The sequence below is a fragment of the Pedococcus sp. 2YAF34 genome (assembly GCF_052114585.1).
Taxonomy (GTDB): Bacteria; Actinomycetota; Actinomycetes; order Actinomycetales; family Dermatophilaceae; genus Pedococcus.
This window is the reverse complement of the sequence record NZ_JBFRFA010000122.1, coordinates 1-416: the sequence shown is the minus strand read 5'-3', so window position 1 is coordinate 416 and position 416 is coordinate 1. Positions and strand designations below refer to the sequence as shown.

Annotated in this window: 1 protein-coding gene; it reads left to right on the top strand. The window is 70.4% G+C overall.

The genetic code is table 11. The features are described from left to right. Positions 1–416, top strand: a 416-nt coding sequence (locus tag AB4Z02_RS19180) for a Gfo/Idh/MocA family protein (protein WP_441972967.1), incomplete at both ends; no start/stop codon positions are given.

The following is a 416-nucleotide window of genomic DNA, read 5'->3' as shown; positions in this document are numbered from 1 at the left end:
CTGGAGGACTCGATCGAGGGCCTGATCAAGCACGACCTCGACTACTGCATGGTGGCGGTGCCGACGGTCTACCACGAGCCGGTCGGGTTGGCGTTGGCTGCGGCCGGGGTGCACGCGATCATCGAGAAGCCGCTGGCCCAGGACACTCCGTCGGCGGTGCGCCTGGCGCAGGCGTTCAAGGACGCCGGTCTGGTCGGTGCGGTGGGCCACATCGAGCGGTACAACCCGGCGCTGCAGAGCGCGAGGGCGCGGCTGGAGGCCGGTGAGCTCGGTGACGTCTACCAGGTCACGACGCGTCGCCAGGGCCCGTTCCCGGCCCGGATCGCCGACGTGGGTGTGGTCAAGGACCTCGGCACGCACGACATCGACCTGACCGCCTGGGTGACCCAGCAGTCCTACACCTCCGTCGCCGCCGC